The 19905-nt window shown below is 68.1% G+C and carries 21 protein-coding genes and 1 pseudogene; 10 read left to right on the forward strand and 12 right to left on the reverse strand.

Translation table 11 applies throughout. The features are described from left to right. Positions 1-31: 31 nt before the first annotated feature. The 5 genes and pseudogenes from KLK06_RS12345 (at position 32) to KLK06_RS12365 (ending at position 7044) form a co-directional block, all read left to right on the forward strand. The gene (locus tag KLK06_RS12345; RefSeq protein ID WP_214635556.1) at positions 32-1573 is read left to right on the forward strand and encodes a serine/threonine-protein kinase; all 1542 of its coding nucleotides are present in this window, start codon (positions 32-34) and stop codon (positions 1571-1573) included. Positions 1574-1595: 22 nt separating this feature from the next. Continuing rightward, complete coding sequence (locus KLK06_RS12350; RefSeq protein WP_214635557.1) at positions 1596-2579, forward strand: D-isomer specific 2-hydroxyacid dehydrogenase family protein; 984 nt, start codon at positions 1596-1598, stop codon at positions 2577-2579. Between the two features lie 130 nt (positions 2580-2709). Beyond that, positions 2710-4059, forward strand: coding sequence for an FAD-binding oxidoreductase (locus KLK06_RS12355; RefSeq protein WP_214635558.1), 1350 nt, complete (start codon positions 2710-2712; stop codon positions 4057-4059). A 4-nt stretch (positions 4060-4063) separates the two neighbouring features. Continuing rightward, positions 4064-5323, forward strand: a complete 1260-nt coding sequence (locus tag KLK06_RS12360) for a cyclopropane-fatty-acyl-phospholipid synthase family protein (RefSeq protein ID WP_214635559.1) — start codon at positions 4064-4066, stop codon at positions 5321-5323. A gap of 495 nt (positions 5324-5818) precedes the next feature. Next, a pseudogene (locus KLK06_RS12365) lies at positions 5819-7044 on the forward strand (IS30 family transposase). A 113-nt stretch (positions 7045-7157) separates the two neighbouring features. Here the strand turns inward: KLK06_RS12365 and KLK06_RS12370 are convergent. Both KLK06_RS12370 and KLK06_RS12375 read right to left on the reverse strand, forming a co-directional pair. After that, on the reverse strand, positions 7158-7607 hold the full coding sequence (locus tag KLK06_RS12370; RefSeq protein WP_214635560.1) for a hypothetical protein: 450 nt from the start codon (positions 7605-7607) through the stop codon (positions 7158-7160). A 154-nt stretch (positions 7608-7761) separates the two neighbouring features. Continuing rightward, positions 7762-8274 carry a helix-turn-helix domain-containing protein gene (locus tag KLK06_RS12375; protein ID WP_214635561.1) on the reverse strand — a complete coding sequence of 171 codons (513 nt, stop codon included), beginning with the start codon at positions 8272-8274 and terminating at the stop codon, positions 7762-7764. Positions 8275-8353: 79 nt separating this feature from the next. Here KLK06_RS12375 and KLK06_RS12380 point away from each other — a divergent pair, with 79 nt between their 5' ends. Further along, on the forward strand, positions 8354-8836 hold the full coding sequence (locus tag KLK06_RS12380; protein ID WP_214635562.1) for a hypothetical protein: 483 nt from the start codon (positions 8354-8356) through the stop codon (positions 8834-8836). A gap of 95 nt (positions 8837-8931) precedes the next feature. On the opposite strand, the gene KLK06_RS59790 is transcribed toward KLK06_RS12380, so the two are convergent. Continuing rightward, positions 8932-9255, reverse strand: coding sequence for a hypothetical protein (locus tag KLK06_RS59790; protein WP_250905339.1), 324 nt, complete (start codon positions 9253-9255; stop codon positions 8932-8934). On the opposite strand from KLK06_RS59790, the gene KLK06_RS63040 reads away from it, so the two are divergent. Continuing rightward, a complete protein-coding gene (locus KLK06_RS63040; protein ID WP_374197116.1) occupies positions 9205-9333 on the forward strand; it encodes a hypothetical protein in 129 nt (42 codons plus the stop codon). The genes KLK06_RS59790 and KLK06_RS63040 overlap by 51 nt on opposite strands. Next, positions 9306-9569 carry an SAM-dependent methyltransferase gene (locus KLK06_RS12390; protein WP_284734987.1) on the forward strand — a complete coding sequence of 88 codons (264 nt, stop codon included), beginning with the start codon at positions 9306-9308 and terminating at the stop codon, positions 9567-9569. The genes KLK06_RS63040 and KLK06_RS12390 overlap by 28 nt, the downstream gene beginning before the upstream one ends. A 144-nt stretch (positions 9570-9713) precedes the next feature. Here KLK06_RS12390 and KLK06_RS12395 read toward each other — a convergent pair whose 3' ends face one another. From KLK06_RS12395 to KLK06_RS12415, 5 genes are all read right to left on the reverse strand, one after another. Then, the gene (locus KLK06_RS12395) at positions 9714-10214 is read right to left on the reverse strand and encodes a hypothetical protein (protein ID WP_374197110.1); all 501 of its coding nucleotides are present in this window, start codon (positions 10212-10214) and stop codon (positions 9714-9716) included. 175 nt (positions 10215-10389) lie between these two features. Next, complete coding sequence (gene sigJ, locus KLK06_RS12400) at positions 10390-11322, reverse strand: RNA polymerase sigma factor SigJ (protein ID WP_308168216.1); 933 nt, start codon at positions 11320-11322, stop codon at positions 10390-10392. 7 nt (positions 11323-11329) lie between these two features. Then, positions 11330-12082: an SDR family oxidoreductase gene (locus tag KLK06_RS12405; RefSeq protein ID WP_214635565.1), complete on the reverse strand. Its 753-nt coding sequence runs from the start codon at positions 12080-12082 to the stop codon at positions 11330-11332. A gap of 34 nt (positions 12083-12116) precedes the next feature. Next, a complete protein-coding gene (locus KLK06_RS12410) occupies positions 12117-12545 on the reverse strand; it encodes a hypothetical protein (RefSeq protein WP_214635566.1) in 429 nt (142 codons plus the stop codon). 224 nt (positions 12546-12769) lie between these two features. Continuing rightward, positions 12770-13915, reverse strand: coding sequence for an epoxide hydrolase family protein (locus tag KLK06_RS12415; RefSeq protein WP_214635567.1), 1146 nt, complete (start codon positions 13913-13915; stop codon positions 12770-12772). 61 nt (positions 13916-13976) lie between these two features. On the opposite strand from KLK06_RS12415, the gene KLK06_RS12420 reads away from it, so the two are divergent. Then, positions 13977-14927: a YafY family protein gene (locus KLK06_RS12420; protein ID WP_214635568.1), complete on the forward strand. Its 951-nt coding sequence runs from the start codon at positions 13977-13979 to the stop codon at positions 14925-14927. Positions 14928-15051: 124 nt separating this feature from the next. Here KLK06_RS12420 and KLK06_RS12425 read toward each other — a convergent pair whose 3' ends face one another. Next, positions 15052-15942, reverse strand: coding sequence for an NAD-dependent epimerase/dehydratase family protein (locus KLK06_RS12425; protein WP_214635569.1), 891 nt, complete (start codon positions 15940-15942; stop codon positions 15052-15054). 71 nt (positions 15943-16013) lie between these two features. On the opposite strand from KLK06_RS12425, the gene KLK06_RS12430 reads away from it, so the two are divergent. Continuing rightward, on the forward strand, positions 16014-16982 hold the full coding sequence (locus KLK06_RS12430; RefSeq protein WP_214635570.1) for a GlxA family transcriptional regulator: 969 nt from the start codon (positions 16014-16016) through the stop codon (positions 16980-16982). A 200-nt stretch (positions 16983-17182) separates the two neighbouring features. Here the strand turns inward: KLK06_RS12430 and KLK06_RS12435 are convergent, their stop codons facing one another. From KLK06_RS12435 to KLK06_RS12445, 3 genes are all read right to left on the reverse strand, one after another. Further along, positions 17183-17395 (reverse strand): DUF397 domain-containing protein, encoded by a 213-nt coding sequence (locus KLK06_RS12435; protein ID WP_214635571.1) that lies wholly within the window; start codon positions 17393-17395, stop codon positions 17183-17185. Next, positions 17382-18080, reverse strand: coding sequence for a DUF5753 domain-containing protein (locus tag KLK06_RS12440; protein WP_214635572.1), 699 nt, complete (start codon positions 18078-18080; stop codon positions 17382-17384). Before KLK06_RS12440 ends, KLK06_RS12435 begins: the two co-directional genes overlap by 14 nt. Positions 18081-18215: 135 nt before the next feature. After that, positions 18216-19889: a helix-turn-helix domain-containing protein gene (locus tag KLK06_RS12445; protein ID WP_214635573.1), complete on the reverse strand. Its 1674-nt coding sequence runs from the start codon at positions 19887-19889 to the stop codon at positions 18216-18218. Positions 19890-19905: the final 16 nt, after the last annotated feature.

The raw sequence follows: 19905 nt of genomic DNA on the forward strand, positions 1-19905 counted from the left end.
GACTGTTCGGGTGGGTCTATAGGGGTTGGACATGGTTTCGGATAGCAACCGGCTGGTCGCCAAGCGCTACCAGTTACTGCGCGAACTGGGGCGCGGCGGTATGGGCGTGGTCTGGGAGGGCCGCGACACACTGCTCAACCGGCAGATCGCCGTGAAGGAAGTGCTCCTCCCCGCGGGTCTGCCTCGGGCGGACCAGGAACGGCAGTTGCTCCGCACCGCCCGCGAGGCGCGCATGGCGGCGCGGCTGAACCACCCGTCGGTCGTCGCGATCTACGACGTGGTCGAGGAGGACGGCCGGCCGTGGATCATCATGGAGCTGGTGCGGTACCCGTCCGTGGAGGAGGTCGTTGCCACGTCCGGAGCCCTTCCGGTGCGGCAGGCGGCCGACGTGGGCCGGCAGGTCCTGTCGGCGCTGCGGGCCGCGCACGAGGTGGGGATCCTGCACCGCGACGTCAAGCCGAGCAACATCCTGCTCACCGACGACGGCCGGGCCGTGCTCACCGACTTCGGCATCGCCACCGCCGAGGGCGACGCGTCGCTCACCCAGACCGGGATGGTGACCGGCTCGCCGAGCTTCCTGGCTCCCGAGCGGGTACGCGCGGCCGAGTCCGGGCCCGCCTCCGACCTGTGGTCGCTCGGCGCCACGCTCTACGCCACGCTGGTCGGCCGGTCGCCGTTCGAGCGCGGCGATCCCATGGCCACGCTGAACGCGCTGCTGAGCGACGAGCCGGACTACCGCCGGATCCCGCCGATCATGCACCCGGCCCTGCAAGGGCTGCTGCGCAAGGAGCCGCACGAACGGGTCAACGCCGAGCAGGCCGACGCGCTGCTGGCCGCCGTCGTCGCCGCCAAGCAGCCGAACAACGACCGGGTCGTGGTCGAGCCGAAACAGCGCCGCGGCGGTCGTACCCTCGTCGCGGCAGCCGCGGCGGCGGCGCTGGTGGTCGCGGGCGGCGGGTTCGCCTTCTTCAAGCTCAGCGGGGCGGCCGAAGGGGCGCCGGTCGTCACGCAGAGCCCGGTGGCGGCGGTCAGCGCCGCGCCGAGCACGGAGCCGCCCAGCGCCGAGAGCAGCGCGACGCCCACTCCCACCCCGACGCCCACCCGCACCAGGGTCGTGGCGACGGTACGGGCCTGGACGTCGCCCGACGGCTGGTCGATCATGCGGCCCGTCGGCTGGAAGGGCGCGCGCAAAGAGGCGTACACCGAGTGGACCCGCCGGGACCGGGCCGCGCACCTGGGCGTCGAGGCCGTCTACGTCAACCTCGACCCGAACCAGCTCGTCCGCGACTCGCAGGAGACCTTCAAGCAGAACGCCACGGACCTGCAGATCCTGCGCCGCAGGGCCGTCACGCACCAGGGGACCAGGGCCGTGGAATGGGAGTTCACCTACACGGCGGGGGCGACCGGCGACGCGCCGTGGAGCACGCAGGGCACGAAGTATCACGAGATGCAGCGGGCGGTGGCGATCGGCGACACCGCCTACATCGTGTCGTGGACGGCCACCGAGGCCCAGTGGAAACGAGACCAGGGGTTGATGCGGCAGGTGATCGCCAGCTTTACGGTGGCCGCATGAGTTCGATTTCGCCGGTGATCGCATGACGCCCTGGGACCTCCTCGCACTGCCGCCGCTCCCCGAGGAGCCGCTGCGGCGGCTGCTCGCGCCGCTCGGCGACCGGGTGGCCGTGCGGGTGCCGCCGGCCCGTGACCGCGCCGCGCTCCTCGCCTCGCTGGCCGAGGCGGAGATCGTGCTCGGCGACTGGACGGCGCGGTTGGCGCTCGACGCGGAGGCGGTGGCCGCCGCGCCCCGGCTGGCCTTCGTCCAGCAGCCCTCGGTCGGCGTCGACGGCCACGACCTGACCGCCCTGGCCGCCGCGGGCGTGCCGCTGGCCAACACGGCGGGCGTCAGCGCCGTCGCGGTGTCCGAGTGGTGCCTGGCCGCCGCCCTGTCCCTGTCACGCAAGCTCGCCGAAGCCGACGCCGCCGTCCGCGCGGGCCACTGGCCGCAGCAGAGCCTCCAGCCCCGCGAACTGCACGGCCGGCAGGTCGGCATCGTGGGCTTCGGCCCGATCGGCGCGGCCTGCGCGCGGCTGTTCCGGGCGTTCGGCTGCCAGGTGTCCTACTGGACCCGCACACCCCGTGAGGAGCCCGGCTACCAGGAGCTGGAGCCGCTGCTGTCCACCTCCGACGTGGTCGTCGTGGTGATCGCGCTGTCCGACGAGACCCGCGGCCTCATCGACCCTCGGCGGCTGAAGGAGGGCGCGTTACTGGTCAACGCGGCCCGAGGCGGGGTCGTCGACCAGGCGGCGCTGACCGATGCGCTCACCGGCGGGCATCTCGGCGGCGTCGCGCTCGACGTGTTCGACGTCGAGCCGCTGCCCGACGGCGACCCGCTGCGCGAGCTCGACGGGGTGCTGCTGTCGCCACACGTCGCCGGGGTGACGCCGGAGTCCACAGGACGCCTGCTCACGTCCACTATGGCGAACCTCACGGCGGCGCTGGACGGTCGCGCGGTGGCAAACGTGATAAATGGTATATCTCCGGTCATCCGCCGGAAGTTTAATGGTTCGTCCACCGCGTAGGCATACGACCTGGCACGATAAACAGTTTTCGAGTCTTTAACGACCCCGGTCTGGTCGATGTCAGTCCAGGGAGATACCTTCTTCAGGACGATCTCTACCGGCTCAAGGGGGTGCTTCAGTGGCGACGTCGATGTCGACACACCAACGGGCAGTAGAGCACATCAGGCAGTCGTACGCGGAGCTCCCGGGGGACGCTTCGCCCCGACTGTCCAAGGCCACGTCCAACCTCTTCAGATTCCGCGACTCGGGCAAGACCGCCAAGCTCTCCGCCAGGGAGCTCGACGAGGTCATCAGTGTCGACCCGGTGACGATGACGGCCGAGGTCCAGGGCATGACGACCTACGAGCACCTGGTCGATGCCACGCTGCCGCACGGGCTCATGCCGTACGTGGTGCCCCAGCTCAAGACGATCACGCTGGGCGGCGCGGTGACGGGGCTCGGGATCGAGTCGACCAGCTTCAGAGACGGCCTGCCGCACGAGTCGGTCGAGGAGCTCGAGATCCTCACCGGCGACGGCCGCGTCGTCATCGCCCGCGACGACAACGAGCACCGCGAGCTGTTCCGGGCCTTCCCCAACTCCTACGGCACGCTCGGCTACGCCCTGCGCATCAGGATCAAGCTCAGGAAGGTCGAGCCGTACGTCAAGCTGACGCACGTCAAGTTCACCGACGCCGACAAGTGCATGCTGGCTCTGCAGGAGATCTGCGAGAGCATGGAGCTCGACGGGGAGCCGGTCGACTTCGTCGACGGCGTCTTCTTCGAGCCGGGGGAGCTCTACATCACGGTCGGCCGCTTCGCCGAGCGCGCCCCCTACACCTCCGACTACACCGGCATGCGCATCTACTACCAGTCGATCAGGCAGCGCAACCGTGACTGGCTGACGATCCGCGACTACCTCTGGCGCTGGGACACCGACTGGTTCTGGTGCTCGCGCGCCTTCGGCGTCCAGCAGTCGGTGGTCCGCTCGCTGATGCCGCGCCGCTGGATGCGTTCCGACGTCTACCGGCGGCTGGTCGCGCTCGACCGGAAATACGGCGTGGTCGCGCGCGTCGACCGATGGCGCGGGCAGCCCGTCCAGGAATCGGTCATCCAGGACGTCGAGATCCCGGTCGAGCGGGGCGCGGAGTTCCTGGAGTTCTTCCACGACAAGGTCGGCATGACGCCGGTGTGGATGTGCCCGCTGCGGGCCTCGTCCCGCTGGCCGATCTACCCGATGGAGCCCGGCAAGCTGTACGTCAACTTCGGCTTCTGGGGAATGGTGCCGCTGCCTCGGGGGCAGTTCGACGGCTACTACAACCGTCTCATCGAAAACTCGGTGCACGAACTCGACGGGCACAAGTCGCTTTACTCGACCTCTTTCTACGCCCGTGAGCAGTTCTGGCAGCTGTACAACGGCGATGCTTACTGGCCGGTCAAGCAGGAATACGACCCGAACGGCCGAATGCTTGACCTGTACGACAAGTGTGTACGGGGAAGGTGAGCAGATGGCTCTCGCATCCATCTTTGAGAAGATCGTTGGCTCGGAAGCCAACATCGCGTTCATGGCCTACGACGGCAGCAAGGCGGGACCCGACGGCGCGGACCTCGCCCTGGAGGTCAAGTCCCCGATAGCGGTCGCCTACCTCGCCCAGGCGCCCGGAGAGCTCGGCCTGGCCAGGGCCTACATCTCCGGCCACATCGACATCCACGGCGACATGTACACCCTGCTCGACCGCATGTGGAACATCACCACCAACGACCTGACGACCTCGGAGAAGCTCGCGGCCGTCCGTTCGCTGGGGCTGAAGCCGCTCCTCATGCGCGTCCCGGCGCCGCCGCAGGAGATCCGGCAGAGCACCCTGGCCAGGCTCGGCTCCCGGCACGCCAAGCAGCGTGACGCCGAGGCGATCCACCACCACTACGACGTCTCCAACCGCTTCTACGAGTGGGTCCTGGGCCCGTCCATGGCCTATACCTGCGCCGTCTTCCCTTCGGAGGAGTCGACGCTGGAGGAAGCGCAATACGCCAAGTTCGACCTGGTGGCCCGCAAGCTCGGCCTCGAGCCCGGCATGCGGCTGCTCGACGTCGGCTGCGGCTGGGGCGGCATGGTCATGCACGCCGCCAAGCACTACGGCGTCAAGGCCCTCGGGGTCACCCTCAGCAAGCAGCAGGCCGAATGGGCCCAGAAGGCGATCATCGACGCCGGTCTCCAGGACCTGGCCGAGGTCCGCTTCATGGACTACCGCGATGTGGTCGAGTCGGGCTTCGACGCGGTCAGCTCCATCGGTCTCACCGAGCACATCGGCAAGCACAACCTCCCGTCCTACTTCTCGTTCCTGTACAGCAAGCTCAAGGCGGGCGGCCGCCTGCTCAACCACTGCATCACCCGGCCGACCGGCACCGAGAAGACGTTCAACAAGGGCGGCTTCATCAACCGCTACGTCTTCCCCGACGGCGAGCTGGAGTCGGTCGGCTACCTGGTCAGGCAGATGGAGGACCTCGGCTTCGAGATCCGCCACGAGGAGAACCTCCGCGAGCACTACGCCAAGACGCTCCGGCACTGGTGCGACAACCTCGACGCCAACTGGGCCGATGCGGTGCAGGAGGTGGGCATGGGCACTGCCCGCGTCTGGGCGCTGTACATGGCGGGCTGCATCGTGGGCTTCGAACGCAACAAGGTGCAGCTGCACCAGGTGCTGGGGGTCAAACTCGACTCGGAGGGGCGCGCCGGAGTGCCGCTGCGACCGTCTACCGACTGGCCCTAGAGCTTCCGGTGTGAGGGGTCAGGCTGGCCCCTCACACCTACGGCCCGTCCTAAAGGGCCTCCGCTTCGCTCCGGACGCCCTTCTTTTCCCACCCCTTACCCGTTTGGGTGGTTAACCATCTGATGCCCGCCCGCCCACAACGGCCCTCCGCTCCGCTCCGGACGTCCTCCCAGGCGGGCTGACGCCCGCCCCCTGAAGGACCTCGCTACGCTCGGACCCCCTTCCTGAACGCTTCGCCGGGCTGGATGGATGCGTAGGCCAAGATCACATGGATACCGAGCTGGAGACTTGGGACTCTGGGCTTCCTCGTCGGGTCCAGCACTGGCGACCTCGCGTAATCAGGTGTCGTCGCACCCAGCACGCCAGTGACCAGTAACCCCCGACCGCGAGACCCGCTTCTCCCGAGTTCCGGCCAACAGGCCCCCGGCGTTAAGGCCCCCCGCTCGCCGGCTTCCGTTCTAGCGGTCGTCGCAACACCCCAGCTTGGGGAGTGCGATGGAGTTCGAGATCCGCAAGGTTCGGACCTCTCAGGGACGGAAGAAGCTGACCCGAGAGCGGGAGGCATACTTCCGCCTTATGGATCAAGGGTTCAGTAGCCAGGAGGCGTGTCGGATCGTCGGAATCAACCGGCGCACCGGGAAGCGGTGGCGCAACGGCTCGGCGCCGAACAAGGCAAAAAAGAAGGGGGCACCGCCGGTCAGACGACCGACGGTGCCCCCTTCTGATGCGTCCCGCTACCTGCGAGAGGACGAGCGGATCTATATCGCGGACCGGGTGCGAGAGAAGGTGTCGATCCGTGAGATCGCGCGCGAGCTCGGCCGTGCGCCCTCCACCATCAGCCGGGAGATCCGCCGCAACCGGCACCCTGCCAACGGGCAGTACCGGCCGCACGCGGCCCAGGCCCGCGCCGACACGCGCCGGCCCCGCCCCAAGCCCAGCAAGATCGGGCAGAACCCGGAGTTATGGGCATACATCCAGGACCACCTGCACAAGCGCTGGAGTCCCGAGCAGATCTCCCAGAGCCTGCGCAGGAGCTTCCCTGACCGGCCGGAGATGCACGTGTGCCACGAGACGATCTACCAGGCACTCTATGTCCAAGGCCGCGGCGAGCTGCGCCGCGAGCTGACCAAGGCGCTGCGCACCGGCCGCGCGAGGCGCAAGCCGCGCCTCGTCGCCCAGCAACGGCAGCCCCGATACGCCGCGCCCATGGTCATGCTCAGCGAGCGGCCCGCCGAGGCCGACGACCGCGCCGTTCCCGGCCACTGGGAAGGCGACCTCATCATCGGCAAGAACCAGGTGTCCGCCATCGGAACCCTGGTCGAGCGCACCACCCGCTACGTCATGCTGGTCCACCTGCCGCACGACCACAGCGCGGTAAGCATGCGCGATGCCCCTGCTGGACACCATCGCAACGCTACCGGCCCAGCTTCGGCGATCTCTTACCTGGGGACCAGGGGAGCGAGATGGGCCGCCACCATGAGTTCTCCGTCGCCGCCAACATGCCAGTCTACTTCTGCGACCCGGCCAGCCCGTGGCAGCGCGGCTCCAACGAGAACACCAACGGGCTGCTGCGCCAGTACTTCCCAAAGGGAACCGACCCGTCGGTTCACACACGCGAGCAGCTCGACGCCGCTGCCGAGCTGAACTCCCGACCTCGCAAGACGCTCGGCTGGGACACCCCTGCGAAGCGCCTCGCAGAGCTCTTGGCGGCCTGCGCCTGACCTGGCAGGAGGCGGTCCTGCGGCATCGCCCAAAGGCTTCAGGCTCGACGCCCCGCCGGTTGCGGGACGACATCGCAATTCTGCCCCGAACATTGTCGGGCCCGGGATCCGGGTCAGAAGTCGTAGTGGTGGTAGTCGGCGGTCTTGGCCTCCTTCTCTGTGCAGAAGAACGTTTCGTCGAACGGCGTCACCGCGTAGTCCTCGTCCCCGGGGACGTTGTAGCTCATGCCGGCCGCGAAGCCGCTGGCGACGACGGGCAGGCCGCCGCATCTGACCACGTGGTACGGATAATGGGTCATCGTGTCGACCAACGGCGTGACCGACGCGATCGCGTACACGGCCACGGCCGCCACCAGCGCGCGCAGCCAGTCCGGCCGGAAGCGCAGCAGGGCGAGCAAAATAAGGCCTGCGAGGTAGGCCAGTACGAACAGCACCAGGTACGGCACCGAGAACAGCACCCACGACCGCCCCCGCAGCGCGACGATCACCGCGACCAAACCCAGCGCGGGCAGGCCGATGACGAACGTGGCCAGCCACGCGCTCGCTCGTTGAAATGACCTCATGCGTGGTGTGATGATCAGGTTCGTGGGTTGGTTCTCAGGCCGGACCAGAAGATTCCCGGACCAGACATGGTGCATGTCCTTCCCGGACGGACTGGCCGCCCTCGGGACGCCCAGCGGTGATCACCTCGCTATGCTGACTGCCGCCAGCAAACGATCACCTGTGTTGCGACGACCCCTCGAAAGCGCCCGGGTAAGGGTGGCGTTCGGTGAGATCCTTGGGAAATCCTGGGCCGGGCACCGGAACGATCCGTCGCACATCGACCGGCCGGCCCGTTCTCACGTCGATCACTTCCAGCTCGACCGACAGGCCCGTTTCAGAGTCACGCAGTTCGACGGGTGGCCCGTCAGACTCCGCCAGCCAGCGATCTCCCCAGCGAATCATCGCGGCGAGCACGGTGAAGAAGTCACGGCCCTTCTCAGTGAGCCGATATTCGTGACGCACCGGCCGTTCCTGGTAGGGCAGGCGTTTCAGCATGTTCTCCTCGACGAGGCGCTCAAGGCGCTGGGTGAGGACGTTCCGGCTCACCCCCAGCCGCTGTTGGAACTCCTCGAAACGGCGGGCACCGTAAAAGGCCTCGCGCATGACAAGGGGCGTCCACCAGTCGCCGACGAGATCGACAGTGCGGGCGATCGAGCAAGGCCAGGCGTCGAAGCGGGTTCTGCGCACGGCACCCAGTTTAGTTGCTTTATTGAACTGACGTAGCTAGCGTCAGTTGCTCTAGTGAACTTACCTCCGGGAGGCAGCCATGCCCATGATCGACCTCACGATGCCGAGCGGCACCCTCACAGACCACGCCAAGGCTGAGCTCATGGCGACGCTCACCCGCACCCTCCTGAAATGGGAGGGCGCGAAACCCGGCAACAAGGCGGCCGAGTCGATCGCCTGGACCTTCCTGCACGAGCCGACGCTCGTTACGGTCGCAGGCCGCCCCACGCAGCAACCCCGCTACCGGGTCGTGGTGGGGGTACCTCAGGCCACACTCGACGACGACGCCAAGGCGGGCCTGATCGCGGAGGTGACCGAACAGGTTCTGCGCGCCGAACTGAACGGGAGGGACCCCGCGCCCGAGGACGGCTTCCGCGTCTGGGTGATTATCAACGAGATCATCGACGGCAACTGGGGCGGCAGCGGTCGCGTCTTCCGGCTGGCCGACATCCTGGCCTTCGCGGGAGCGGGTGAAAAGGAAATCGAACGGCGCACGGCCCGGCTTCGCCGACTGGCCGGATAGGGGCGGTCCCGAGATATGGGTAATACCGACCATGGGTTGGTCTTGAAGCTGTTGACCTGTCGTGCTACTTCACGCTGACAGAGCCGGGGGTGGGCTCACTGAACCGCTGGGCCCTGCGATGGCGGATATTCAAGCGTTTGGGGACCGTCGAAGGTCTCCAGGCCGGTGAGGCGGTAGTCGTGCGCCGATTCGCTGGCGGTGTTGCCGACATCGACGATGTCGACGGTCGACCAGATGCCCTTGACCTTGTGCTGGACGGTGTAGTGGAACTCGTTGAAGTCGTAGGTGGACTTCTCAGCACACCGGCCACGCTCACCGCCGACATGCGGCGCCCCTCCGAGGTCCTCGAACACCCGCAAACCGTCAAGATCCTCGACTTCAGCCGGCCGGTCGGCGTCCTGATGATCGCTATGGTGCACTTCCTGACCATGGATGAGCGGGGCACGGTCATGACCCGCTGCGCGACTCCCTGCCGTCCGGCAGCTACCTCACGTTGACCCACGTCAGCCGCGACGGCCACCCGGCGGATGCGGTGGCCGCGATCGAGGCTGTTTACGCGGCCACGCCGACGCCGATCTACTTCCGCGAGCACGCGGAGGTCGCGCCCTTCTTCGAGGGATTCGAGCTGGTGCCTCCCGGCCTGGTCACCATCGACACCTGGCACCCCGATCCGGACGACCCGGCCCCCGAGGCCACACGATGGCTTTACGGGGGCGTCGGCCGCAAGCCGTAACCCCGCCCGCTGAGCGGAGTGAACGTGCAGTGGTTCTACGAAGGCTCGTCTGCGGGCACAGGCAGAAGATCTCAGGCACGCCATCGTCGAGGCCAGCCACCGCCGTCGGGCTGCCGGCCGGGGACGACCAGCGAATTACCCGTCTCAGGCAGTGCGATTCGATTGATCGTCCTCGTCAGGCCATTCGTCATGGACGTAGCGGCGTACGAGCGCGGCGTGGGAGAGCGGCGTCGTGGGGTCCGCGACGTCGCCGTTGGTGGTGTAGTCGAGCAGCAGAACCTCCTGCGCACCGGCGAGGTCGCGAAGGCGTTCGATCAGGTCGGTGGTCTTGTTCTCCAGGACCCATCGGTAGGCGGGCAGGTAGATGCGACGTCTTGCCGTCTCATAGCCCAGCAACCGCTCTCCACGTAAGCCGTCGCGGTGGCCCTGCACTTGGCCGTATCTGCGGACGGTGCGCTTGAGACCGGTCATGGTAGTGATGTCCAGCTTGGTGAGGTCGACGTCGGTGCTTTCGAAGACCTTGAGTGCCTGCCAGATTCCTTCGACCGACTGACCGGTGACGCCGGGCGACCGCGGCACCGGAATGCCGCCGTGCGGATAGAACGGGCTCAGCCGCACCCATGGCTCAGCTGCCTTGGAGGTCACGTCGACGATCTAAGCTCCGGGAAAGGCCTTGGCGAGCGAGGCCGTCGAACGACGACGGCTGGCGATCCGGATCGGCACGAGGACACCCCTTCCGAACTCTTGCCGGCAGAGCTCAGCATGGCCAACGGCGGCGACAGTTTCCGTCCCGGCCGGCGGTGGTGATCGATGGCTGGCGTCATTGGGCATCGTCGCCGGTCCAGGTGTGGAGCTTGTCCGGGTTGAGTACCAGCCACACGTCGGTGATCAGGCCGTCGTGCACGTCCATGGCGAGTACGGCGACGGTGGCGCCGGCGATGCGGATCGTCAGGCCGGGGGTGCCGTTGACGTCGTCCTCGACAAGTTCCAGCCCGGGTACCTTGCGCATGAGGCCGAGAAGGAGACGGGCCACCTTGTCCCGGCCGATGACCGGGCGCAGGGCCGCCCGCACCTTGCCGCCTCCGTCGCTGCGCGATTCGACGTCGGGATCGAGGAGGGAGACGAGGGCGTCGAGGTCGCCGCTCTGGCACGCTTCGCGGAAGGCGGAGACGACCTGCTGGTGCTCGTGCGCCGGATGGCTGCCGGGTCGCCGCTGGGCGAGGCGTCGGCGGGCGGAGGCGGCGAGCTGGCGGCAGGCCGCGGGGGTACGGCCCACCGTCTCGGCAATTTCGGTGAACGGTGTGCCGAAGACGTCGTGCAGGACGAAGGCGACGCGTTCCGCGGGAGTGATGGAGTCCAGGAGTACGAGCATGCCCATGCTGACGGATTCGTCGAGGGTGATCCGGTCGGCCGGGTCGTCTCCGCCTTGGCTGCCCGTGCTGGTCCACAGCGTGCCGTCCCGGACGGGCTCGGGCAGCCATTCACCGGTGTAACGCTCGCGGCGGACCCGCGCTGAGGCGAGGTGGTCGAGGCAGATCCGCGAGGCGACCCGGGTCAGCCATGCCAGCGGCACGTCGATCTCCCGCTGCCCTTCCTCGGACAGGGCGTACCAGCGGGCGTAGGTCTCCTGGACGACGTCCTCGGCGTCCTGCACGGACCCGAGCATGCGGTAGCCGAGATTGAGCAGTCTGCGGCGTTCGACCATGAGGGAGCCGAGGCTGGGGTCCTGGGCGGGCCCGGGTGGCGTGGACACGGCTTGCTCATCCTTCCTGGGCGAGGCTGCGGGCGAGCCATTCGTCGAAGGTCTGGCTGCCGCGGGGTCCCCGTCCGGTCGGCAACTGGCCGTCGCCCGTCATGGCGGCGCCCGTGGCGCCGGGATACTTCACCGGCAGCAGGAGCCGACGCTGGTTTCGGGCTCGGAGCAGCCGGTGCACCATGCCGACGAGCTGCTCGACGCGCGGTCCGGCGAGCTCCGGTGCCATGCCCTGCGCCGGGGACAGGACGAGTCCCACGAGGTGCTGGGCCACCTCGCGGGCCGCGATCGGCTGGGTACGCATCCGGGGCACCACCGCGAGAGGCTTCGCCACCCGGTCGAGGACCTGCTGCGCGAACTCGTGGAACTGGGTGGCCCGCAGCACCGTCCACGGCGTCCGCCCGGCCTTGACCGTTTCCTCCTGGCGGAGTTTGCCCTGGTAGTAGCCGGATTCGACTCGATCGATGCCGACGATCGACAGCGTGACGTGGTGCTTCACCCCGGCCCGCTCGCCGGCGTTCAGGAGGTTGCGGCCGACGCTGTCGAAGAACGACCGCGCCTTCCTGCCGCTCATGGTCGTCACGTTGCTCACGTCGACGACCGCCGCCACGCCCGTCATGGCCGCATCCAGCCCCGCGCCTGTCACGAGGTCCACGCCCCGTGATCTGGCCAGCACCACCGGCTCCTGCCCGGCCGCGGCCAGCTCCTCGACCACGTACCGGCCGACCAGCCCGGTCCCGCCTGCCACCGCTACCCGCATGCCGCGCCTCCCCTCGCCCCTATGTTCCTGTCCGTCATCGTGTGTCGTGTCGCCGTCCGGGGAGTGACGGCACCAGAAGCACGGCCGACAGCACCGCCAGCGAGGACAGGGCGACGACGTTGAGTATCTGGTCGCTCGGCTCGTACATGTGGAGATGCTGCATGTGGTAGATCAGGTGCAGCAGGTTGAAGACCAGCCACACCGCACCCGTCGTCCGCACGACCCGGTCGTTGCGTACGTAGCGCAGGGTGATGATCGTCAAGACGGCCATCGCCAGGAACATCGCCCCGGCGTCCTTGGCGAGGTGCTCGTTGTAGGGGCCCAGTTGGGGCAGCCAGCTCCGTCCGAAGCCGGGGAAGTTCGCATGCCATCCCTCCGGCGAGAAATAGGCCCAGATACCTGTGTACAGCGCGGACACGGCCAAGAGGCCGAGACTGGCGTACCGGAGTTTCGTCGTGTTCATACCCCAGTGACGAGACAGCACCCGCCGATGTGAGGTGGCGGGTGAGCTGACCTCTGTGTATGTACAGGCTCAGAAGCTTGGCGGCTGGGCTGCGACCATCGACGAACCCGCCGACACCGCCGCGCCCGCGCTGAGAGAGGCGCGCTCCGGCTGGTTCGGCGCTCCCTGAAAACGCGTTCGCCGGTCCGATCGAGCCGCGCGTGTCCGGGAGGGCCCGATTGCTGTCAGCGGTACTGGCGGAAGAACTCCCGCACATCGTTGACCAGGAGGTCGGGTGCCTCCATGGCGGCGAAGTGGCCGCCGCGGCTGAACTCGGTCCAGCGCACGACGTTGTGGTCGCGTTCGGCGAGGGGCCGAAGGGTGAGGTCATTGGGGAACACCGCCACCGCGGTCGGCACCGGAGACCGCGCCTGGGCCTGACCCCAGGTGCGGGCGCCTTCGTAGTAGATGCGGGCCGCGGATCCGGCTGTGCCGGTCAGCCAGTACACCGAAACGTCGGTGAGGATCTGGTCGCGGTCGATGGCGTCTTCGGGCAGGCCGGCGCTCGGATCGGTCCATTCCTTGAACTTCTCGACGATCCACGCGAGCTGGCCCACGGGTGAGTCGGTGAGGGCGTAGGAGATCGTCTGCGGCCGGGTCGACTGGACGATGGCATAACCGGACATGTCGCGGCCCCAGGTCGTCATGAGCCCGAGGCGGGCCTGGTCGGCCTCGGTGAGGCCGGCCAGCTCGGCCGGATCACCGGAGGGGAAGGTGCCCAGGTTGTTGACGTGCACGCCGATCACGTGATCGGGGTCGATGCGGCCGAGTTCGGGGGAGACGATCGCCCCGGTGTCCCCGCCCTGCGCGCCGTAGCGGTGGTAGCCGAGGCGTTGCATCAGCTCGGCCCAGGCGCGGGCCACCCGGCTGGTGTTCCAGCCCGCGGCGGCGAGTGGGCTGGAGAAGCCGAAGCCCGGCAGCGACGGGGCTACCACGTGGAAGGCGTCGGCGGGGTCCCCGCCATGGCTCGCAGGGTCGGTCAACGGGCCGATGATCTTCATGAACTCCACGACCGAGCCCGGCCAGCCATGGGTGATGACGAGCGGCAGCGCTCCCGGCTCCGGCGAACGGACGTGCAGGAAGTGCACGATCTGTCCGTCGATGTCGGTGGTGAACTGCGGAAACTCGTTCAGCCGCGCCTCGTGGGCGCGCCAGTCGTAACCGGTGCGCCAGTAGTCGGCCAAATCCTTCAGGTAGCCCAGCGGCACCCCGGCCTCCCAGCCGGCGCCGGGCAGTTCGTCCGGCCAACGGGTTTGGGCGAGCCGGTGACGCAGGTCGTCGAGGCGATCCTGAGGGATCTTGATCAGAAATGCGGTGATCTCTTCGCTCATGACAGCCACGCTATGAGCAGGCTAGGACAGCTTCTGCCCTAGGACGAGTAATCTGCGGAACATGTTGGAAACGTCCGCCCGGTTGCTGCAGTTGCTCTCGCTGCTGCAGACCCCGCGCGATTGGACCGGCGCCGACCTGGCGCAGCGCCTCGAGGTCGATGTGCGGACCGTGCGCCGCGACATCCAGAAACTCCGTGACCTCGGCTACCCGGTGCACGCCACCCCTGGCGCGGCCGGCTATCGGCTCGGCGCCGGAACGAAGCTCCCGCCGCTGCTGCTCGACGACGAGGAGGCCGTGGCCGTCGCCATCGGGCTGCGCACCGCCGCCAGCGGTACGGTCAGTGGCATCGAGGAAACCTCGCTACGCGCACTGGCCAAGCTCGAACAGGTACTGCCGTCACGCGTACGGCACCGGGTCAACCTGCTGCACTCGGTCACCGTCACGGTCCCCACCGGCGGTCCCACCGTGGACCCGGACGTGCTGACCGTGCTCGCGGCCGCCTGCCGCGAGCACGAACGGCTCCGCTTCGACTATCGGAACCACGACGGCACCGACTCGGTACGCGACACCGAACCTCACCGGCTGGTCCACACGGGCCGGCGCTGGTACCTGGTGGGCTGGGACACCGACCGGCGCGACTGGCGCACCTACCGGGCCGACCGGATCCGTCCCCGCATCCCCACCGGCCCTCGCTTCACCCCCCGGCAGGCCCCCGACGTCGACCTCGCCGGCTACCTCGCGCACGGCGTCTCCACCGCCGCCTACCGCTACCAGGCCCGGATCACCCTGTACGCGCCGGCCGAGACCGCCGCCGAACGGATCCCGCCCACCATCGGTGTCATCGAGGCCGTCGACCCGCACAGCTGCCTGCTCCATACGGGATCCAACTCACTCGACGAGATCGCCGTTTACGTCGCGCTGTTCGGCTTCCGCTTCCGGATACACCAGCCACCCGAACTGATCGCGCACATCCGAGACCTCGCCGCCCGACTCACCGACGCCATCGACTGAGTTCCCGTTTGCGTCACCCGATCAGGCTGGTGTCCACCGTGGGCTCAGAGGTGGCTCGCCGCGAACCTGCCCGGGGTGGCACGTTCGGGAGCTGGGCGCACGGCGAACGTCCCTCGTCACAGCATCAGATCACTTCCTGGAGCACGTCGTCGACCGGTGTGGCGCCCACGCCGAGAATCTTCTCGGTCTCGGAGTAGTCGATGACGAACGGGTGGCCGGGCTTGGTGAGCACTTCGTGCAGTTCTGCCCAGAACGGCTCAGTGAACGCGAGCAGGGTCAGATCGCGTTCGGTCATCTCTTCCACCCGTGGCGCCGGTGCCCCCGCGAGTCCGGCGAGTCGCCCGGCCAGTTCCCGCACCGACAGGGTCGAGGTGGGTGCGTGCCAGGCCCGGCCGTACGCCTGCTCGTTGCGGCTCGCGGCGACCAGCGTGCGTGCGGTGTCGCCGATCGCCGAGTAGCTGTGCGGTATGTCGAGTTCCTGCGGCACCACGGCAAGCCTGCCTTCAAGGACTTGCCGCTGCACCATGAGACTGAACACCGAGAAGGCGCCGGCGCCGTAGAACTGAGCGGCCCGCACCTCGGTGACCTTCACCCCTGAAGCGGCGGCTTCCTCCCAGACAAGCGCCCTGGTCCGCCCCTTGGGCCCGGTCGCGGCCAGCGGGAAGTCCGGCCTGATCGGCCCGTCCACCGGCCCGTAGGCGTAGAGGTTGCCGAGCATGACGTAGGCGACCCCGGTCCGCTTCACTGCGGTGAGCAGTGACGCCGACAAGATCGGAAACTGCTCGGGCCAGGTGTGGTACGGCGGCGCGGCGGTGGTGAACAGCGTGTCCGCCCCCTCCGTCAACTCGGTGAGCCGATCGGCGTCGGTCGCGTCCGCGGCGACCTTGTCGATGAGCGGATGCTCGGGCCCTCCACCAGTACGGCTGATCATTCGCACCCGCTCGCCGTCCTCGGCCAGCAGCAGAGCGGTCTTCGACGCGGTGGCCCCGCGACCCACGATCACATGAAATGTCATGAGGACAACGGTGCCGACTGGCGGCCTCGTAGCATAGTGGCCGGAATGCCGACTATCCGGAGGATCTGGCCATGCACCGTGTCGCCGCCGTCATCGTGCCCCCCGTGCTGAGCTTCGACGTCTCGATCCCCCTCATGGTGTTCAACAGCGTTCCCGACTATGACGTGCGCGTCTGTACGGCGCGGCCCGGCCCGGTGCCGACCGTCGGGGGCCCCGACATCGTGGTGACGGATGGCCTGGACACGGTGCAGGATGCCGACACGGTGATCGCCGTCGGCAGCGGCGGCGAACCGGCTCCCCCGGAGGTCCTCGACACCTTGAGGAAAGCCGCGGACAGCGGCGCACGAATCGCCTCCCTGTGTACGGGCGCGTTCGTACTGGCCCAGGCCGGCCTGCTCGACGGGCGCCGCGCCACCACCCACTGGGGGCTGGCCGGTGACCTCGCCACCCGCTTCCCATCGATCGATGTCCAGCCCAACCTCCTTTTCGTCGAGGACGGCGGCATCTTCACCTCGGCGGGCGCCGCAGCCGCCATCGACCTGTGCCTGCATCTGGTCAGGATCGACTACGGCGCGGCGGTCGCCAACACGGCCGCGCGGCTCGCAGTCGTCCCTCCCGTGCGGCCGGGCGGACAGGCCCAGTTCATCGAGACCCCCCTGCCTCCTGAGCGCGGCACCTCACTCGCCCCCACCCGGGCCTGGGCGCTCGCGCACCTCGATCGCCCACTCACCCTGGCCGAGCTGGCCGGTCAAGCCAAGACGAGCGTGCGGACCCTGACCAGACGCTTCCACGCGGAGACCGGGCTGAGCCCGCTCCAGTGGCTGCTGCATCGGCGCATCGACCGGGCCAGAGAGCTGCTGGAGACCACCGAGCTGCCCATGGATCAGGTGGCAGATAAGAGCGGTCTGGGCAGTGCGGATTCCCTTCGCAAGCACATGGTCGGCCGGGTCGGGCTCACTCCCCGGGCGTATCGTGCGAGCTTCACCCGGGTGCCGACTGGCACCTCCCCTGAGCCCGGCAACATGACCAGCTTGCGGTAGCGCTCCACGTCGGTGATGCCACGAGGATCACGAGTAGCCGCACCTTCCGCCATGGGCGCCACCGCTGGACGCTGAGTCGGCCCACGCGAAGAAGCGGCGGGTTCTTGGCGAGGTTCGATTCCGCTGTGAGCAAGCGGGCGGCGAGGGTGGCGGTGCCGAAGCTTCGGGGTGCCCAGGGTGAATGACGCGGTCGGCTTCGGTTAGAAGTCGAATTCGCCGTTTTTGGCGCCGTCCATAAAGGCTGCCCAGACCGACCCGCTCACTACGTATGGCGCCAAGTCGGGCCGCTCGGTGTCTCTGAAGGCGACACGGCCGCCGCTCAGAGAGGCCACCTCGATGCAGTCTCCACCATTGGCGCCGGATTTGGCGGCTTTGCGCCAGATGGCGGCGGCCAACTCGTCATGGACGTTCATAGGTCACCATCTTCTCGCGTATCGCGTCTTCCGTCTCGTTCACCGGTCGGGCCCATGACCGGATCGCGTCGTATCTGACACTAACCGTCCGCACCTTGTCTTCGCGATCGGTCACCTCACCATCCGCGGCTGAGTCCAGGTAGATGGTGTCTCCGCCTTTGAGCGGTGACGCGATGACGAACCCGCCCAGCAGGCCGATCGTCGGTACTGCGGCCATCGGAACCACCTGCAACGTGATGCATGGATGGCTCAACAGCTTCACCAGATGCTCGAGCTGTTCCTTCATCACCTCTGGCCCGCCGATGGGTCTCGAGAGAACGACCTCGTCGATGATGGCTGAGTAGATGGGGGGAGCGGAGCGTGTGAAGATCACCTGTCGTGCCAATCGAGCCTCAAGTGCCTCGTTGACCTGATCCTCAGTAATGCCTGGTTGCCCCTGCAGAACAGCCCGGGCATATCCCCTGGTCTGGAGAAGCCCAGGGATGACCAGGGGCTGCCAGGTCCGCAGGGTGCACGCCTCGCCCTCGATCTTCGGCCACTCGCGGAACCACGCGGGGCTCGCCGTCTTGGTCACCAAGGGCCAGAGCCGGATGAGCTCGCCTTTGAGGCCGAGAAACCTCTCCACCCCCTCCGTGAACTCGAGGCTTGGCGTGCTATCCGAGGGCCGCTGGGGAACGTACGTCACCGCGGCCGGCCACCGAGTCGTATGGGCGGATCTGAAGACGCCACCCGCGTTCGTGCATATTGCCTCGCCCACAGGCTAATGGCTTATCGCCAAACCAGCTCATTTCAGTGAACGTTTACCCGCGATCCGCTGCCGTCAGGCGTACTCGATGAGGATCGGCTCCCCAGTGATGTGCAGGGTTTCGCCCGGACTCGGGTGGTCGACCCGGCCGTCCAAATGGCGTACGGAGATGACGGCGGCGTTCGCACGGATCGCCGCGGCGCCGGACTGGGTCCACTGGACAGCCGCAGGATGAGCGGCTGCGCCGGAGCCGATGGTGAACTCGCACTGCCAGGCGTTGCTGGGTAACCCGGCTGAGAGCCCGTGCCCGCAGGAACGGCTCTGCGCCGAGGCGAGCCAGCTCTGCAGCGTCTCCACCGCGCGGGCGGCTGCCGTCGGCTTCCCGCCCTCCGCCTGCAGCACGATGGGGATCTTCGTACCGCCCCAGTTGTAGAAGTACATCCGTTCCAAGTGATAGTTGCGGGCGTACATGCCGACGAGGAAGAAGCGGACCGCGTAGTTCCGTGCCATGGCCTGATCCAACGGCTGCTGCAGCGCGATCGTGTACGTCGTCCCGGTGTTCCACAACCTGGGGTGGACCCCAGCCTCATGGAAGAGGCGGTCGACGGCACCCAGTAGGTCGAGCATCGTCTCGGGCGGGTCGGTCGCGGCCTGCTGGTACAGCTTGATGCCCGCGACGTCACAGTGGTCGTATCCGCCCAGTTCGGCGAAGCGTTGCAGTATTTGCCGGCCCTCGGCCGTCCAGAGGTTGCCCATCCCGGGGCACACGATTGTGGCCTTCGGGTCGATCGAACGGATGATCGCGCTGGCCCGCCGGGTCATCACTACCAGCGTCTCCGGCGTTCCGGTGTACATCCGCTTGTCGCTGGCCAGGACCCACAACTCGTAGGCATTGATCCGGCCGCGATACCGGTGCGCCAGCGCCCGGATGAAGCGGTCCCATTCGGCGAGGTCGTCCGGTGGGGCCGAGCGGGCGCCCTCGGGATAGACCGAGTGAGCGCCATCGGGCGCCGCCCACGCCGGGGTGCCGCCGGCGACGTACAGCGCGGGCAGGCCGGCCCGCTGCGCGCCCGCCACCAGGCTGTCGAGCGTTCGCCAATCGAAGACGCCGCGTTGCGGTTCGACTTGGGACCAGCGCGTCTCGCTGTCCCAGAACCGGACCGCCCCGAGGTCGAAGTCGGGCATGGCGCCGCTCGAACTGTTCAACGTGGCCCCGAACAGCGTGCGTGGCACTGGCTCCGGCGGCAGCGCCCAGGCCGGGCCGCTGATCTGCTGCTCGATGCCGGGGCCGCCGCTTTGCGCCGGTGCGGGCTGCGCCGGCGAGCGCAGCACGATGACGGTCGCGGTCAGCACGATGGAGAAGACGACAGCCGTCGCGGCGAGGGCACGGGCGTGTCGGCGGATCGGTCCGGGTCGCTCGGCCGGCGCTTCGGGCGGGGGCGTCTCTTCTACCTCCTTGGGCGGCGCGGGCTCCTCTTCCTCCTTGGGCGGCGCGGGCTCCGCCGCCTCGGATGCGACGGCCCACTCGGCGTACAGCCGGTTCATGGTGGCCCAGTCGGCGCCGCACGCCCGCGCGATGCTCTCGATCGCGCCGAAGGTCTGTGGTACCGACAGGCCCACGCAGTAGCGGTGCACCGCCGACTTGCTGACGTTCGCCTTACGGCCGATTGCCGCGTAGCTGTAACCGCTGCGGTCTTTGAGCTCGGTGAGGAGCTCACCGAGCCGTCTCTGATGCGCGCCGTCACTCACCGTGCCAGCCCTTCAG

The organism is Nonomuraea sp. NEAU-A123 (assembly GCF_018603905.1).
Lineage (GTDB): Bacteria > Actinomycetota > Actinomycetes > Streptosporangiales > Streptosporangiaceae > Nonomuraea.

Coding starts and splice junctions, on each gene's coding strand:
- KLK06_RS12345 (WP_214635556.1), top strand. CDS start 32: ATGGTTTCGGATAGCAACCGGCTGGTCGCCAAGCGCTACCAGTTACTG.
- KLK06_RS12350 (WP_214635557.1), top strand. CDS start 1,596: ATGACGCCCTGGGACCTCCTCGCACTGCCGCCGCTCCCCGAGGAGCCG.
- KLK06_RS12355 (WP_214635558.1), top strand. CDS start 2,710: ATGTCGACACACCAACGGGCAGTAGAGCACATCAGGCAGTCGTACGCG.
- KLK06_RS12360 (WP_214635559.1), top strand. CDS start 4,064: ATGGCTCTCGCATCCATCTTTGAGAAGATCGTTGGCTCGGAAGCCAAC.
- KLK06_RS12370 (WP_214635560.1), bottom strand. CDS start 7,607: ATGAGGTCATTTCAACGAGCGAGCGCGTGGCTGGCCACGTTCGTCATC.
- KLK06_RS12380 (WP_214635562.1), top strand. CDS start 8,354: ATGCCCATGATCGACCTCACGATGCCGAGCGGCACCCTCACAGACCAC.
- KLK06_RS12405 (WP_214635565.1), bottom strand. CDS start 12,082: ATGCGGGTAGCGGTGGCAGGCGGGACCGGGCTGGTCGGCCGGTACGTG.
- KLK06_RS12410 (WP_214635566.1), bottom strand. CDS start 12,545: ATGAACACGACGAAACTCCGGTACGCCAGTCTCGGCCTCTTGGCCGTG.
- KLK06_RS12415 (WP_214635567.1), bottom strand. CDS start 13,915: ATGAGCGAAGAGATCACCGCATTTCTGATCAAGATCCCTCAGGATCGC.
- KLK06_RS12420 (WP_214635568.1), top strand. CDS start 13,977: ATGTTGGAAACGTCCGCCCGGTTGCTGCAGTTGCTCTCGCTGCTGCAG.
- KLK06_RS12425 (WP_214635569.1), bottom strand. CDS start 15,942: ATGACATTTCATGTGATCGTGGGTCGCGGGGCCACCGCGTCGAAGACC.
- KLK06_RS12430 (WP_214635570.1), top strand. CDS start 16,014: ATGCACCGTGTCGCCGCCGTCATCGTGCCCCCCGTGCTGAGCTTCGAC.
- KLK06_RS12435 (WP_214635571.1), bottom strand. CDS start 17,395: ATGAACGTCCATGACGAGTTGGCCGCCGCCATCTGGCGCAAAGCCGCC.